11 protein-coding genes are annotated in these 15,661 nt (G+C 48.8%); 8 read left to right on the top strand and 3 right to left on the bottom strand.

What is annotated here, in order from left to right; translation table 11 throughout:
• From IE117_RS11050 to IE117_RS11035, 4 genes are all read left to right on the top strand, one after another.
• On the top strand, positions 1-774 hold a 774-nt coding region (locus IE117_RS11050; RefSeq protein WP_229580735.1), incomplete at its 5' end, for a hypothetical protein.
• Between the two features lie 113 nt (positions 775-887).
• Entirely contained in the window at positions 888-1,268 is a 381-nt protein-coding gene (locus IE117_RS11045; protein ID WP_189564482.1) for a hypothetical protein, read from the top strand.
• Between the two features lie 429 nt (positions 1,269-1,697).
• Complete coding sequence (locus IE117_RS11040; protein ID WP_189564481.1) at positions 1,698-2,216, top strand: Hsp20/alpha crystallin family protein; 519 nt, start codon at positions 1,698-1,700, stop codon at positions 2,214-2,216.
• A 212-nt stretch (positions 2,217-2,428) separates the two neighbouring features.
• Complete coding sequence (locus tag IE117_RS11035; RefSeq protein ID WP_189564480.1) at positions 2,429-3,958, top strand: Do family serine endopeptidase; 1,530 nt, start codon at positions 2,429-2,431, stop codon at positions 3,956-3,958.
• A 106-nt stretch (positions 3,959-4,064) separates the two neighbouring features.
• Here IE117_RS11035 and pbpC read toward each other — a convergent pair whose 3' ends face one another.
• Both pbpC and IE117_RS11025 read right to left on the bottom strand, forming a co-directional pair.
• Positions 4,065-6,416 carry a penicillin-binding protein 1C gene (gene pbpC / locus IE117_RS11030; RefSeq protein WP_189564479.1) on the bottom strand — a complete coding sequence of 784 codons (2,352 nt, stop codon included), beginning with the start codon at positions 6,414-6,416 and terminating at the stop codon, positions 4,065-4,067.
• A gap of 43 nt (positions 6,417-6,459) precedes the next feature.
• Positions 6,460-8,055 carry a M61 family metallopeptidase gene (locus tag IE117_RS11025; protein WP_189564478.1) on the bottom strand — a complete coding sequence of 532 codons (1,596 nt, stop codon included), beginning with the start codon at positions 8,053-8,055 and terminating at the stop codon, positions 6,460-6,462.
• A gap of 128 nt (positions 8,056-8,183) precedes the next feature.
• Here IE117_RS11025 and IE117_RS11020 point away from each other — a divergent pair, with 128 nt between their 5' ends.
• The 3 genes from IE117_RS11020 to IE117_RS11010 all read left to right on the top strand — a co-directional run bounded on the left by IE117_RS11020 (position 8,184) and on the right by IE117_RS11010 (position 10,714).
• Positions 8,184-8,609 carry a nuclear transport factor 2 family protein gene (locus IE117_RS11020; protein ID WP_189564477.1) on the top strand — a complete coding sequence of 142 codons (426 nt, stop codon included), beginning with the start codon at positions 8,184-8,186 and terminating at the stop codon, positions 8,607-8,609.
• Between the two features lie 163 nt (positions 8,610-8,772).
• A complete protein-coding gene (locus tag IE117_RS11015) occupies positions 8,773-10,128 on the top strand; it encodes an AAA family ATPase (RefSeq protein ID WP_189564476.1) in 1,356 nt (451 codons plus the stop codon).
• Positions 10,112-10,714 carry an RloB family protein gene (locus IE117_RS11010; protein WP_189564475.1) on the top strand — a complete coding sequence of 201 codons (603 nt, stop codon included), beginning with the start codon at positions 10,112-10,114 and terminating at the stop codon, positions 10,712-10,714. Before IE117_RS11015 ends, IE117_RS11010 begins: the two co-directional genes overlap by 17 nt.
• Before the next feature lie 100 nt (positions 10,715-10,814).
• On the opposite strand, the gene treS is transcribed toward IE117_RS11010, so the two are convergent.
• Complete coding sequence (gene treS, locus IE117_RS11005) at positions 10,815-14,120, bottom strand: maltose alpha-D-glucosyltransferase (protein WP_189564474.1); 3,306 nt, start codon at positions 14,118-14,120, stop codon at positions 10,815-10,817.
• Between the two features lie 305 nt (positions 14,121-14,425).
• On the opposite strand from treS, the gene IE117_RS11000 reads away from it, so the two are divergent.
• Positions 14,426-15,505 (top strand): hypothetical protein, encoded by a 1,080-nt coding sequence (locus IE117_RS11000; protein ID WP_189564473.1) that lies wholly within the window; start codon positions 14,426-14,428, stop codon positions 15,503-15,505.
• Positions 15,506-15,661: the final 156 nt, after the last annotated feature.

Here is a 15,661-nt window from a genome sequence, read left to right as displayed (position 1 = left end):
CCAGGCCCAGACTGCCGTTGGGAATTTGTGGGTGAAATGCCTTGTGGCCCAGGCGGTACTAATCCGGGTGGTGGTGACCCTATTGATGTCCCGGGGTTACCTTCTCCTTTTGCACCGCCGTCCTCTCCATCTGGATTACCGATTCACGTTGGCGGGGGCGGACCTCCTAGCGGCACTGCTCCAACCATTCCGCAAGATGCCATAAATCGTATTTATACCGCGTTAACAATTAATTCTTGGGAGGCTCAGGGGGTAAATGTGACAGATGAGGAACGAGCTTGGCTCTTTCAAAATCCGCAAGCTATTAATCCTTTGGATATATTTGTGGGCACTAATCTGGGAGCTGCTGTGGAAAAATGGTCGTTTGGACTTCTTGGAAACTTTATAAGACATATTCTGACTTCTGACTTTGAAAAAAGAATGTTTGATCGATATTGGACAGGCCAAGGAGGAACGTATCATCTAACCAATGCTGAGTTCTCTGACATCATCGCCCAAGGATCACCCGAGACTTCCAGAACTCCCACTACGTACTTAAATCAAAATGCTTTTGAACAAGGATGGACATGGTATCATACTGAAAGATACAATGCAGCGTTAGGGAGAGCGAGAGTTTACATCAGAGCTAGCGACGACCATGCGTTTGGATTAATTGATACGTATGATTTTAATCCTCAAAGCGGTGATAGGGACATGGCAAGCGAAATTTTTACTCGAATCGGTGGTACATTCATAACCGCCGGTGCCAGACCATTTACAATAGTCTATCCATGATAAGGAAGCTAATCACATTAATAGTAGTACTATTAATAATTTACTTGGCAGGATACCGGATTTTGTACGGGTACTTCCCCCCCCAGACTCCTCGCAAAGTGCTTGGTCAACATTTGAAAAAAAATATCCCAACTAATTGGGAGATCACCCACTTTTATCAACAGTGGTCTCCTATCATGAGCGATGGCACACTTAGAGCAGTCATCGAAATACCCCAAGAAGCTCTGTCAAATGCAGAAGGTTACGTACCGAATGCAAAGCCTTTTGCGGATACCAGCAGTTTGTATTCAGACACGTGCTTTACAAGGAGTTTACTGACCGATGACTTGCTCAAATTGTTCAATGCAAATTCAAAAGGATTGTACTGCTGTAAATTGAATGAGCATATTCTGAAGGGAGAAAAAACGGGAGACATCGCCGTTTTTGACGATAGCAAAGTTATCATTTTGGATAAGGGCAACAAAAGGCTGCTGGTGTACATCTTGTACATGTGAGAAAACCCGGCACTAATCTAACGCTTCCTCTGCCACTTGGTGGGGGAAGCGTTTTTTGTACGGTTATCTTTCACCGTGGCTAAGACTGTAAGGAAACGAACGCACGGAATAGTGAGTGAGTGATTTTTTGTAATCAGCTAAGAATAAATAATTTCAACGTTCATCGAAACGAAAACCGTGGCAACCAATCATTTTTTTTAGTTAACGAACTGCTTTTTTCGTTAACGAACTGCATCTTAGCAAAATCTGCAATAATAGCTGCCGAAAAACCGACAATTTGACACGATTGAGTGAAGATGTTTTTTATTTCAAGTCAAAATGACACCATTTGGTGTTAATTGAGTTGTGGTATAAATATTCAACATACCCCAATACAAGTCAGAAATGACAGATACAAAACCAGACATTCACATTAAAACCATTTAAGTTATGAACGCTTTAATCAGAAACCGCAACAACGATTCTTATCAGTACCCCAGCCTGATCAACAGCTTTTTCAGCAAAGACCTGATGGATGAGCTTTTCACGCCGACCTTCAACGGCACCGCCCCCGCCGTGAACGTACGGGAGGATGAAGACGGCTACTACATCGAAGTAGCCGCTCCCGGCCTGAGCAAGTCGGATTTCAAACTCAACCTTGATCATAACCGCCTCACCATTTCCGCTGAAAAGCGCCAGGAGGATGAGTTTGATAACTACGAAGATCATGGTAACAAAAACGGTGAAGAACAGAAGGTGAATGGCGAGGCGCAGAAGCCAAACCGTAAAAAAGGCAAATACACCCGCCGCGAGTTCAGTTACTCCTCCTTCCAGCGTACTTTCACACTTCCCAACACGGTGGATGGTGAGAAAATCAACGCTACTTACACCGACGGTGTGCTAAACGTGGACCTTCCCAAACGCGAAGAAGCCAAAGTGAAGCCCAGCCGTACTATTGAAATATCGTAAGTAATCGTACTGAAAACGGAGGCGATTCTAACTTTTTGGAATCGCCTCCGTTTTATATAGGTACTTGACGAGGAACCGTTTGTAAATAAACGGTATGATTCTTTTAGCCACGTTATTACTTTTGTTAAAAATCGTTAAATCCTCATAGGGCGGGAATGATAGTCGCTGGCGGGGACGTTTCAACCTTACACTAATAAACCTCGATACACAGTATGAAAACAAATTGGAAAGCAATCGTTTTGGTTGGTTTGCTCTCGAGCGCCACCACTATCGCGGGCTTCAAGTTGCTGGATGATGGCAACGGCCGTGATATTATCTTTAAGGAAGCACCCTCTGAAACCCTGGCGAAATTCACTTCTACCGGAATGCCCGCTGGTACGCCGGGCGACTTTACTTACGCGGCCGAAACAGCCACGCCGACGGTAGTCCACATCAAGTCCACCATTACGCGTCAGGCTCGCGATGTCAATTCTCAGATTCCCGAAATGTTCCGTGAATTCTTCGGCGATCGGGGGATGGGACAGCGTCAGGCGCCACAGCGCGGACAAGCCAGTGGCTCGGGCGTCATCATTACCAGCGACGGCTACATAGTGACCAACAACCACGTGGTAGAAGGTTCCGAAGAACTGGAAGTGACGCTGAACAACCAGCGGAAAGTGAATGCCAAGGTAGTTGGAACCGATCCATCGACGGATATCGCCGTAATTAAAATTGAAGAAAATGACCTGCCCGCTATCGTGTTTGGAAATTCCGACGCCGCCAAAGTAGGCGAGTGGGTGGTGGCTGTGGGTAACCCCTTTGATTTGGAATCGACCGTGACGGCGGGTATCGTAAGCGCCAAAGGACGTGGTCTGGGAATTATCGGTCAGGAGTATGCCCGTCGAGGACAAAACAACAGCAATTTTGAAGGAGATTCTCCCCTGGAAGCATTCATCCAGACTGATGCCGTCGTGAACCCTGGTAACAGTGGTGGTGCATTGGTCAACCTGAAAGGAGAACTGATTGGCATTAACACGGCCATTGCAAGCCCTACAGGTAGTTTTGCCGGATATGCTTTTGCAGTTCCTTCGGCTATCGTAAAGAAAGTATCGGGCGATATTATCAAGTATGGTAATGTACAGCGCGGTTACCTGGGTATTGTCCTGGAAGATCTGGACAGCCGGAAGGCCGACGAGCTTGGTGTGAAAGTAAGCGAAGGCGTGTACGTGAGAGATTTCTCAGACGGCAGTGCCGGAGCCGCAGCTGGCATTAAGCAAGGTGACGTAGTTGTGAAGGTCGACGGATTGACTATCAATACCATACCTCAGTTACAGCAATCCATTGGTCTGCACCGCCCTGGCGACAAGGTGACTGTCACCGTAAATCGCGACGGAAAAGAGAAGGACTACACCGTAACGCTGCGCAACCGTACGGGCGGTTCCGAGATTGTGAAGAAGAGCGAAAGCTCCGTGGCCATGAATGCTCTTGGCGCTGAGTTCGATAACCTCACTACCCCTGAAAAGCAGCGCCTGTCGCGTTATAGAATTGAAGGCGGCGTGAAGATCATGGATATCAAAGGCGGAAAGCTATCCCGTGCCGGCGTAAGCGAAGGCTTTATCATCACGAAGGTAAATGGTAAGCAGATTAGTTCTGTCAATGAGCTCAAAAGCGCTCTTGCCGACAAGTCTGGCGCAATGGTCCAGTTTGAAGGTGTGTACGCTGATGCTCCTGCCGATGTTTACACCTTCGGGTTCAGAATGTAATTGTTGTCAGTGAATAGTTGACAGTTCTTGTTTTTTGTCAACTGGTTCAAAAAAAGAGTCCGACCGGAATTCCGGTCGGGCTCTTTTATGCTTTATACTTTCTCTTTTACAACCGCTTCACCATAATCCAGATATCGGTGTTTCGTCCTTTGTCGTCACTACACGAAATCTTGACGCGTCCCGGTGGCGGACTCATGAAAACTGCTTCGGTGGGGCCGCTTTTTTGGAATAGTTTGTCGTTGACGTACCAGAAAACCTCCTCTACGTTGTTGGCCGCCTGACAACTCAGCAGCAGTTGTTGCGGCTCGTCGGTGCGGAGGTAGTATTCGCTCCCCTGGTTCGGACTCACAATCATCGGGGCGCCGTCGTGGAAGACCCGCTCGCAGGTGTCATTATGCGGCGGCTCTTTTTCGTAGGGTAGTTTTTTGAATTCGTAATACGAAATCAATTCGGGCGCCAGGTTGGGAAAAGATCGCCGGACATACCCTTCCGCAGGTAAGCAATACGGACAGTACGAAACCTTACCCGCCACATCCGTAAAAACCCACTTCCGGTGGGTACAGCGGCGGTAGGGAGACACGCCCATCAGGTGATAATCCACAATTTTATTGGTACAGAACTCAACCGGAATGTCGCCGCTCGCGGCGCAGACCTGCCGCACCGCCACGGGATCGGGAGCACGGTACCAGCCTTTGGGCGAGTTGTAATCGAGACTGTTGAAAATGGAAAACAGCAAGGGCGTTGCCGTTTCGGCTCCGCTTAGTTCGGGAACGCCCTGCCCCGAGAAATTTCCCACCCACACGCCTACCGTGTACCGCTTGTTATACCCCACACTCCACGCGTCGCGGCGTCCGTAGGAAGTACCCGTCTTCCAGGCAATGCGTGGCAAGTGGTAGGTGTTGTCAAAATTGGTAGGAAGATCGGGGCGCGTAATTTGGGTCAGGACATTGGTAATAAGGAAAGCCGCGCCGGGGGAAACGATTTCGCTGCCCTTGATCTTACTTTTTTTGGGCAATTCGGTGGGCGAGCCAAAGGTCAGCGGACGCACCTTCCCTTCCCTCGCAAAGGCGGCGAATAGCCGCGTGAGTTCTTCCAGCGTCACGCCGCAGCCCCCCAGGATGAGCGACAGACCCAGATCTTTCGATTGCTTACTCACCGTCTGAAAGCCTGCTTTCTTCAATTGCTCCACCAGAACGGGTGTACTCACATCCTTCAAAATCTTTACCGCGGGTACATTCAGCGAATTAGCCAACGCAAACTCCACCGTCACCGGTCCGTTGAATCGCTGATCGAAATTCTCCGGCTCGTAGCCACCAAAATTGGTCGGCACGTCATTAAGCACCGTTTTTTGCGTCAGCAAGCCTTTGTCGAAGGCTGTGGCGTAAAGCAGCGGCTTCAGCGTGCTGCCCGGCGAGCGCACCGCCCGGATGCCATCCACCTGTCCGCCATCGTAGGGATTGGCAAAATCCGCCGAGCCGACGTAGGCTTCTGCGGCCCCAGTTTCATTATTGACTACCAACACCGCCGCATTGTGGATATTCTTGCTCCGCAGTCGATTCACGTAGTTCTTTACCAATTCCTCCACCTGCCGTTGTTTTTGGGGGCGGATGGCAGTGCGAATCGTCGGTTCATCTGGAAACTCGCTTTTCAGACGCAGGGCCAGGTGCGGTATCTCGCACGGCGCGGCGCGGCGTTTGACATCCAACGGCTCGCGCAGGGCATCTTCAATAATATTCTTTTCAAATAACTTTTCCTTCTCAAAGCGACGCAACCATTGGTTCCGAGCGACCCGCAAACTACCTTGTCGTCTATCGGGCCGCAGGCTCGACGGACGGTTGGGAACGATTGCCAAAGCTGTAATCTCAGCCAGACTCAGCAACTGCGGCGGCTTCCCAAAATAGAGCAGCGAGGCGGCTTTAATACCTTCGATATTGCCCCCGTAGGGCACCAGATTGAGGTACATTTGCAAAATCTGTGTTTTAGAATAATGGAGTTCTAACTGTATAGCGCGTAGTATCTCCACAAACTTGCTCCCATAGGTTCGCTTGCGCGGTTGTAGCAGCCTCACGACCTGCATCGTGATGGTGGAGGCGCCGGAAGTCCGCCGGCCCGTTAACAAGTTCCGCAGGGCAGCCCGTCCCAGCGCCAGTGGATTGACACCAGGGTGCCAGGCAAAAAAACGATCTTCCTTGTAAATGAGTGTTTTGCGCAATAGCGGAGTGATTTCTGCCACTTCCGTTTGCAAACGCCATTTATCATCCTTACTCAGAAAAGCGTGTAGTACGGTTCCGTCGGCGGCCAGGATTTGGGTAGAGTAAGGTACTTTGGGATGGAAAGGAAAGGCAGCATCCAGCCCCAGGCCCACTACTACGAAAAGCAGAATGGCCCGCAACCAGCGGGAGCGACTGAGTACTTTCAGTTTGGGTAAAATGTATTTTCGCAAAGTTTGTGACCACATAGAAGTGGAGAATGCACGCGATTTTTTGATCAGCAGGAAAGTACTAATCCCCCAACCAAGACTTCAATATAGCAGTCTGCAAGGAATCGGGTTGCGGGAGGCGGCTGATCTCCACTTCTTTCTTTCCCTGCCTTTCCCGAATATCCAATTTCAAACCCGCGTAGCCCAGGTAGGTGTCGTAATCCAATTCTTTGGTAGTATGTACGTACTCGAATAGTTCGGTAAGTGGAGCGCCGGCAATCGTTTCGCAAGCCTGCCGGAACTCCGCATCGGTAAATCCCCGCTGCTGTTGTTGATAGTAGTACCTGTATAAAAAACGCATGACGTCGTCAAGCGACTTTTCGTTACGCGTCGCGTTCCGTATCGCAAAGTCCAGCAACATCCCTACTACAGGTCCCTTGTCGTAGTATGATATGGTTTTACCCACCGCATCGCCTTGTGTACCGAAAGGGCCGTCTTTCCAGGTGCTATAACTGGCCTGGACCAGGGACTGGAAATGACGCCCGGGATTGTTTTCAACCGCCCGGATATTTTGCGCAAAATCAGCGAACAGACCCGCCTCATCCACCAGGCCGGCTCTTTTCACAATCAGATACTCATAGTAAACCGTCAGCCCTTCGCTTACCCACAGCAGGTTGGTAGGGCTACCGGCATCGTAGTTGAACGGACCAAGTTCCATAGGTCTAATCCGCTTTACGTTGTAATGGTGAAAGTACTCGTGCGCCAGAAAATTCAACGTTTGGTTCATCCCAGCGGCAGTCCGGAGGTTACTGCCATCGAAACTTACGGTAGTATTGTTCAGGTGCTCGATCCCCCCTCGACCAGGCCCGATACCAATGAATGTGTATTGCCGGTAAGGAATATCTCCAATGATATCCACACCTACCGCCACAACTTTTGCGAGTTTATCCATGAAATCCTGCCGGTCGAAATCGCCCATGGCGTATCCAATGAAACGGTGCTCGACACCACGGACTTTGAACGAACGAAGCGATTCCAGATTACCGATCAGGAAAGGGCAGTCGTACAGGATGTCAAAATCGCGGGCAAAGTACTTATCAGGTTCACGATCGACATTGTCCAGGCCCGTCACAATATTCGGCCATCCAGGATATGGCTCTACTTCCACGGATACCGGCAGGTGAAGAAAGCCATCCACATACAGGAAAGTATTGCCGGGGATCAGGTAGGCATGGGTACTGTCAACATAGCTGTTGGCCACAAATTGCCGGTCGGTTTTTACATCATAGTTTAGGATAATCGCTTTCTGCCTGATGCCTGAAAGTACCCACGAATTGTCGTCTGTTTTGGCAATCGGAATGTTTTGGCCTTTTTCATCTTGCGCCGTTATGCCTAACACGTTATTTGCGTAGTTCATCAGCTGATAATAGCCCGGCATCCAGGCCGGCATTTTCAATTGCAGGGTATCGCGGTTCCAGCCATTGGTGCGGAGTTCGACGTGATACTGATGCATAGCGGGCTTAGGAAAAGAAACTACGTAGTGAAAAGTGGGTTGTTCCTGCGCCTTTACGGCAGCCCCGCCGCAAGTCAGGGCCAGGAAAAGTACAAATCTGAACATTCGGCTCCATCGGTTGGCAAGAAGTATCGGACTTCGGGAGGGTACTTTTTGTACTTTCATTGAATTTCAGGTAATTGTTTTATTACGGAGGGGAAAGCCAGCAGGCCGGGAGTAGTACCCTATTCCCAAAGGTACTTTTTTCCTTTCTTTCGCCCGTAGCTTATCAGTACCACCAAAAAGAACTCCCAATGGACAATAAAACCCTGATCGAAAAATTTTACGGATCATTTGCCCGGGCCGATGCCGAAGGAATGGCTAGTTGCTATGCTCCTGACGTAGTTTTTACCGACCCGGCCTTTGGAGAGTTAAGGGGTGATGAAGTCGCTACTATGTGGCGGATGCTGATCAAAAACAGCAAGGGTAACCTGGCGGTGTCGGTAGATAGCATTGAGGCAAACGAGACGACCGGCTCCGCCCACTGGGTGGCCGATTACGTATTCAGCCAGACCGGGAGAAAAGTCCGCAACAGTGTAACGGCACGCTTCGAATTCAGCAATGGATTGATCACCCGCCACACCGATCATTTTGATTTTTGGAAGTGGACGCGGCAAGCCCTGGGGTTGCCGGGCTATTTACTGGGCTGGACGCCGTTCATGCGAAATAAGATTCAGTAGCGGGCTCGCCAGCAGTTGGCGAATTATCGAAACAAGTAATGATGTAATGAGAATTTTTCACCTAATAGTTGATAATTTTTCCTTATTTTATGTTTCAAAAGGAAAAATAAGGCATACTGAGAGAAAAAATCTCTTGATATCGTGCTTTTAAAACTGAAATAACATGCTCATAAGGTTCATAGTCAGCAATTTCCTATCCTTCAAGGAAGAGACGGAATTCAATATGCTCGCCGGGGTTGACCAAAAGCACCATAAGGATCATATCTATAAACGCCACTCTGTAGATTTGCTCAAAACGGCAGCTCTGTATGGGGCTAATGGAGCAGGAAAGTCTAATTTGATCAAGGCAATCTATGTTTTAAAAAGAATTGTAGTAATAGGTGGAAGAGAAACCCTATATGAAGTCAAAAAATATAAATTAGAATTGGAGTACTCAAAACTTCCAACATCGTTCGAGGTAGAGTTCATTAAGAATGATGTAGTTTATTTATTCGGTTTTAAGACTAATGAGGGTGAGATCTTGGAGGAATGGCTTTATAGATCAGGTTTGAATAATGCGAAAGATGAGTTGATTTTTCATAGAACAAAAATAGAAGGTGAAATTGAAATTGATTTTTCAAAAAACTATTCTCTCACTGAAAAGGACGTATATAATTTAGAATTTGTCAAAAATAATCTAGTTAATAGTAATGAGTTATTGATACATATTCTTTCTGAGCTAAAAGAAGGATTTTCTGAGATTAAAAAAGCATTTGAATGGTTTCAAATTAATCTAATAGCAATATTCCCCAGTACAAAGCCCGGAGCTTCGTTAATTTTAGCTTTAATCAAATCGCAGGAACTAATGGATTTCACCAATTCTTCCATGTGTTCATTTAAGACAGGCATCACCTCAGCTAATATTAAATCGTTCTCGTACATGGACTTGGTAGCAAGAAGCAAAGTCTCTTACGAAAAAATTAAACAAGATCTAGATAAAGTTAATGAAGTAGCACTCGTAGCAGATGATGGATCAGAAAGTATTATAGCAACTCTTGAAAATGATGAAGTAATAGTAAAAAGATTTGTAGGCGAACATAAAGATAGTAGAGGAAACCCAGTGGAGTTCTTTTTAAGTGAGGAATCTGATGGAACAAATCGGTTATTAGAGTTGATTCCTGCCTTTTTTCAGCTACTCAACTCAGAATCCGTAGTTTTAATTGACGAAATCGACCAGAGTATACATCCCGTACTTCTCAAAGAGTTAGTTAAAAAATTTGTTTCGGACCAAAAGACTCAGGGTCAGTTCATTTTTACAACTCATGAAGCGAACTTGCTGGATCAGAGTATTTTTCGCCGTGATGAAATTTGGTTTGTCGAAAAGGATCAAGGTGAAACTAAGCTTTATCCATTAAGTGATTTTGATATTCGCTACGATCTCGACATTAGAAGAGGTTACCTTAATGGGCGTTTTGGCGCTATCCCCTTCATGGGAGACTTACAAAATCTCAACTGGGATCAATATGCCGAAGCAGAATAGATCTTACAAAAAAGGGGCTCCCCATCGTGATGCTCGCCTTTTTATCATTATCGCCGAAGGAGAAAGGGAGGACTCGTATTTTCATTGGTTCGACGCCCGAAATTCACGGTTGAGTATATTGATTGTTGATCGCCCCAAAAACACGTCTGCGCCTAAGTACTTTATTGATAGAATCAATAAAGCCGAGGAGGAAGGAATATATTCACCGCAAGCGAACGACCAGGTTTGGTTCGTCTGTGACGTCGATCGATGGCGTGAACAAATTGAGGCATTACGACTTTCATGCGAACAAGTTCCAAATTGGAATATCGCAGTTAGCAATAAATGTTTTGAAGTATGGCTGCATTTTCATTCAGGTTCCATTTCTCATCCAATCGATGTTAGCTGCGCAGAACTCAAAAGTAGTTTACCAGGTACCTCGGTTGGAGAATTCAATACTCATAAATACTGCCCCCTCATTAAACAAGCAGCAGAAAATGCCCGGGCGGCAGATACTAATCCAGGCGCTCATTTTCCTGATTTGATGCAGACCAAGTTGTACAAACTCGCAGATGCTATGCTTGAGGTGCTTGGACATAATTGGTAATCATTTCTTGATTCCATAAAAAACGCGGAGTCCATCATGAAGGGCTCCGCGTTTCTGATTTATATACCGTTACTGTCCGAGGGCGAGATTTATGGAAATTTCATCCCAGTATCGTCTCAATTATCCGCAGAGGTACTGTCGCCCAGTCCGGTCTTTCGTCCAGTTCATGGTTTAACTCAAAGATCGATTGTTCCAGCAGGTAGGTTTGCAGCAGAACGTGAAGATCTTTTTCGTTGTCGGGGATGAAAGCACTGCCCTTTACCGTGCTGAGGTAAGCATCAAGGAAAATACCGGATGCAGCCTGAATCCAGCGTTCGGTTGGGGGCGTCAGCTCAGCGATGTCTTCTTCGCGGACCTGGTCATTGAAAAGCAGGCTGGCGTAGGCAGCATAGTGCAGCGATAACAGCATGTCGGCCACGTCGCGTAGCGGCGAGCGACGAAGTCGGCGTTCGCTGAAGCTCCGGTAAGGGTTTCCTCCAAATTCACAGATCGCTAAGTTATTGCCAGTAAAAAGTACCTTTTCGAGCGTATAGTCCCCGTGGATGCGAATTTTGACTGCGTCGATTTTCTTGTCGTAGATCTTTTTGAACAAAGCCAATATTTCGCTTTTCCGGGCCGCAATTTTCCGGGCTTCCGATTGAACTTCCTCGGGTAAGCTTTTCAGCTTTTTTTCTTGGTTCTGAAAAGTCTCACGCACCAGCGATTGCAAGCCTGAGTACAGAGAGCGCTGATAATGTAGCGAAAAGCCCTCTGATCCAAAGTCAGGTGCGTCGGCGGCGGCAAGCGTGAGGTGCAGCTCACCCAACCGTTCTCCCAACATTCGCGCCGGGCCTACCACCGTTCCGCCGAACAGATCGCGGAAGTCGTCGGGAATGTTCTCGTGGGCCACGGGAACCAGCATAGCCTGGCCTTCCAGCGCCACAGGCCAGTCGTGTTCCAGCGACAGGATACGTTCGTAGTAGTTATTAACGCGCTCCCGCATGAATTTCCACATGCTGACGTTGCCTTCGGGGGCTTCCTGCAAAATCCCCAGCGTGTAGGTGTCCCGGCCAATTTTCCAGTCCAGCACCCCTGCGAAAGGCAGCATGTGGGCAAACCGGCTTTTCTCGGTCAGCAACCGGGTGATTTCTGCGTCGGGTTGTGCGGTTTTCTCGACCCGACGGTATAGCTTCAGCGCGTATTCCTCATTGTAGGAAATGATAGTCTCGTGCCAGGTACCGTGCATCTTGATTTTCATTTCCTCTGGTTCGGGCAGCGAGGTGGCGTTGTAAGTAGAGAAATTCAGGCTGCCGCCCTTCAATTTCATCGGGGCTTTCTTCAAGAAATGCCGGAGCAGCCGTCTTTGCATGGACGAGGTATAGTAGGCATCCACGAGCAGGCCCTCTTTGTCGCCGACGCTGAGCTGAGCGATCACGGCGGGCGGGCAGTTTTCGGCGATTCGGTCCTGGGCATCGTCGGTCACGAAGGCCACGGGTATTTGGTAGTGTTCGGGCAGCCCGCTTTCGTATTGCACGTCCAGCAGCAGCATGTACGCTTTGTATTCACCCAAGTCCAACTCCGCCGACTCAGCAATTTCGGTGCTAATGACGGTGCGTTCTTTCCCGATAAACCAACCCGTGCTGTGCAGGTACTGGGGTAGAATCTGGCTTTCGAGCGTTTTGACCGAATCTTTTTGCAGGAGTTTTGACCAATCCTTTATTTTAAAAGAAGGTACAGGCGGCTGGTTGTCAGACTCAGGATGTGCTTTTTCCAACAAAAACCACTGGTAGCCGTGCGATCCAAGGGTAAAGAAATAAGGATCTTCTTCCTTGATCACGGGGAAGCGATTTTTGCTAAAAACATCGACGGGCAAGTACCCTTTGTAATCCGATAAGTCCAGCTCGGCAGGCTGCGTGTAGCGCGAAAGGTTCACCAGCACCAGAATGGTCTCATCCTCGTAGCTACGCGTAAAGGCCAGAATCTTAGGGTTGCTCACCCACACGAATTCCATGTTCCCCCGGCTAAACGCTTTGAATTTCTTGCGCATCGTGATCATCCGTTTCATGAACCACAGCAGCGAGGAGGTATTGCGCCGCTGTGTCTCGACATTCACCGCCTCATAGTGGTACTCCGGGTCGAGGATCACGGGTAGATACAGCTTATGCGGATTGGTTTCGGAGAAACCCGCATTGCGGTCGGGCGACCACTGCATCGGTGTGCGCACGCCGTCGCGGTCGCCAAGGTAGAAGTTGTCGCCCATGCCTATTTCATCGCCATAATAAATTACGGGCGTACCGTTGAGCGAGAACAGCAGACAGTTCATCAGCTCGATCTTGCGCCGGTTGTTGTCCAGCAACGGGGCCAGGCGGTGGCGAATGCCGAGGTTGATGCGCGCCTTGGGATCCTTGGCGTATGACTTGTACATATAGTCACGTTCCTCGTCGGTGACCATTTCGAGCGTCAGCTCATCGTGGTTGCGCAGGAACATGGCCCATTGTCCGGTCGCCGGAATCTCGGGCGTCTGCTCAAAAATATCGATGATCGGGTAGCGGTCTTCCATCTGCAACGCCATGTACATGCGCGGCATCACCGGGAAGTGGTAGTTCATGTGGCACTCGTCGCCTTCCCCCTCGCCGAAGTACGAAGCCGAGTCTTCAGGCCACATATTGGCTTCGGCCAGCAGCGTCGTGCCGGGGTAGTGCTCGTCCACGTGTGCCCGAATTTTTTTCAGGAAATCATGGGTTTCGGGCAGGTTCTCGCCGTTGGTACCTTCGCGTTCGAAAAGGTAAGGTACGGCGTCCAGTCGGAAGCCATTGACGCCGGTTTTGCACCAGAAATCCAGAATCTTGAATATCTCTTCCTGCACCAGCGGACTATCGTAGTTGAGGTCGGGCTGGTGGTGAAAGAAGCGGTGCCAGTAGTACTGCTGCGCCACCGGGTCCCAGGTCCAGTTGGAGGTTTCGGTGTCCAGAAAAATGATGCGTACATCCTTGTACTGGGTAGAGTCGTCCGTCCAGACGTAGTATTCCCGCTCGGGCGAGCCCTTGGGCGCCTTCCGCGCGCGCTGAAACCAGGGATGCTGATCGGAGGTGTGGTTGATGACCAGCTCAATGATGACTTTCAGGTTGCGCTTATGGGCTTCCTCGATGAAAAGCTGCAACTGCTCAATATCGCCATAAGAAGGATTGATGGAATAGTAATCGGCGATGTCGTAGCCGTCGTCACGCAGGGGCGAGGGATAAAACGGGAGCAGCCAGATAGCCGTGACACCCAAGTCTTCCAGGTAATCGAGCTTTTCCATAATTCCCTGAAAATCGCCGATGCCGTCGCCATTTCCGTCACGGAAAGCCTTGATGTGGAGTTCATAGATAATGGCATCTTTGTACCAATGGAGATTGTCGTCGAGTGGGGTGTGCTTCTGGGCCATGTATTCTGAATATGAGATAAGATTATGTGAGATTTGGCTGTGGACTTTTGTCGATTTGGGCTTTTGTTAAGGTACATACGTAAAACCCTTGCCAGCCCGGTGAGGTTAGGTCGGGCAAACAAGTTAGGAAAAATCAGGTGAATGAAGGTAGTTTTCGGGTAAAATGAGGTTTTGGACACATAGTACCCTGAAATCATTTGAATCCGGGGGCTGCACGGCATACCGTCGCGGATTATCATCAGGGAAATGAAAAAGAACCATCTTACAAAGAGCAAAAGCGTATTCCTATTTTAAGCCAAAAAATTATGAAACACCTGATTACCGTATTTATTTTACTGTTGACAACCATCGTCATGGCCCAGCCGCGCACCATCGTGGACATCAAGGATGGGCAATTCTATATCAACGGCAGGCTCACTTATGAAGGCCGAACCTGGGAAGGTCACAAAATCGAGGGGCTGCTGATGAACTCCCGTATGGTTCAGGGAATTTTTGACGACCTGAACCCGGAGACTCGCAGCAAATTCGTCTATCCCGACACCCAAAAGTGGGACCCTGATCGCAATACCGACGAATTTGTGGCGGCCATGCCGCTGTGGCGTTCCTATGGCCTGAATTCATTCACGCTCAACCTGCAGGGCGGTAGTCCCACGGGCTATGGCAACAGCAGTTGGGTCAATTCAGCATTTGACAAGAAGGGGAATCTGCGAAAAGATTACCTGAAAAGGCTGGAACGCATTCTCGACAAAGCTGACGAGCTGCACATGGTCGTGATGCTGGGGTACTTTTACTTTGGGCAAGATCAAAACCTGACCGACGAAAAAGCCATCCTTAATGCGGTGGATAACGCAACCGACTGGATTTTCAAAAAGGGCTATCGCAATGTGCTGATTGAGGTCAATAATGAATGCAATATAAAAGCCTATGACCATGAGATACTGAAACCCGGGCGTGTCAGTGAACTTATCGAGCGCGTAAAGCGCAAACAAAAAGATGGCTATCGCTTGCTGGTGAGCACTAGCTACGGCGGCGGGGCCGTGCCGCAGCCCAACGTAGTGAGAATAGCCGATTATGTACTGTTACACGGAAATGGCATCAAAGATCCGGCTAAAATCACCGAGTTGGTGAAGAAAACCCGCGACGTGGAAGGCTATTACGGCCAGCCGATCGTGTTCAACGAGGACGATCACTTTGATTTTGACAAAGCCGAGAACAACTTCGTCAACGCTGTGAAAGCGAACGCTTCCTGGGGGTACTTCGACTATCGGATGAAGGATGAAGGATTTGCCGAAGGATACCAAAGCATTCCTGCCGACTGGGGCATCAACTCCGAGCGCAAGCGCGGTTTCTTCAATAAACTGAAAGAGATAACCGGGGGATTGTAACGGACTTTATTCCGAACTATCAGAAAATCCTTACTTTCGTGGTATTCCATTCTTCTGATACATATTGACTCTAAGGTTAGGGTACTTGGCTGATGCCCATCGCCATGTCGTAACCTCTCGGCCCGTCCATCGATACCTGGCCGGGCCGAAACTTCT

The organism is Persicitalea jodogahamensis, assembly GCF_014651615.1.
GTDB classification, from domain to species: Bacteria; Bacteroidota; Bacteroidia; order Cytophagales; family Spirosomataceae; genus Persicitalea; species Persicitalea jodogahamensis.
This window is presented reverse-complemented; position numbering and strand designations above follow the sequence as displayed.